Annotated in this window: 1 protein-coding gene; it reads right to left on the bottom strand. The window is 81.0% G+C overall.

The genetic code is table 11. The features are described 5' to 3' along the window. A partial coding sequence (locus tag HOY81_RS27080; protein ID WP_272893365.1) for a transglycosylase family protein occupies nt 1-426 on the bottom strand: 426 nt, incomplete at its 3' end. Nucleotides 427-716: the final 290 nt, after the last annotated feature.

Below are 716 nucleotides of genomic sequence, written 5' to 3' on the forward strand. Positions count from 1 at the left end.
GGGCTCCCGGGCCGCGGAGCCGCCGGAGGCCGGCGCGCCGCCGCCGTGCCGGGTCAGCCCCGCCTGCCGCGAGCACACCGGCCAGGCGCCCGGCCCCTGCCCGCCGAGCACCCGCTCGGCGACCGCGACCTGCTCCGCCCTGCTCGCCAGGTCGGCCCGCGGCGCGTAGGCGGTCCCCCCGTACGCCTCCCAGGTGCTCTGCGCGAACTGCAGCCCTCCGTAGTAGCCGTTGCCGGTGTTGATGTCCCAGTCGCCGCCGCTCTCGCAGGCGGCGACCCGGTCCCACACGTCCGCCGGCGCCGCAGACGCGGCGGCCGCCGGCCCCCCGGGCAGCACCGGCCCGGCGCCCGCCGTCAGCGCGGCACCGAGCACGACGGCCACCGCGCTGTGCGGCACGCCACGGCGGTGGTGTCCTCCAGCGGTCATCAGCGCACTCCTCTCCCCTGCGGGTCCTGTCACCCGCCGGGCTCCGGCGGGCCGCCTCGAGTAGCGCAGGACCGGGCCGGGGCCGGGAAGGCGCAGCGGATCGCACGGCCCGCCGCGCGCCCCCGGCCGCGCCGCCCGCACACGGTGACGCCCCCTCAGTTCCGCGACGCGGGGCGCACGGCAGGGCGCACGCGCACCGTGGCGGGGGCGGCAGGGGCGGCACCGCGGAGCCGTGCCGCTTCCGCCCGCGCGGGGCCGCAAACCACGACCGCCGAGTGCCGGTGGGTGTC

This window comes from Streptomyces sp. JJ36, assembly GCF_021696945.1.
In the GTDB taxonomy this organism is placed as follows: Bacteria; Actinomycetota; Actinomycetes; order Streptomycetales; family Streptomycetaceae; genus Streptomyces.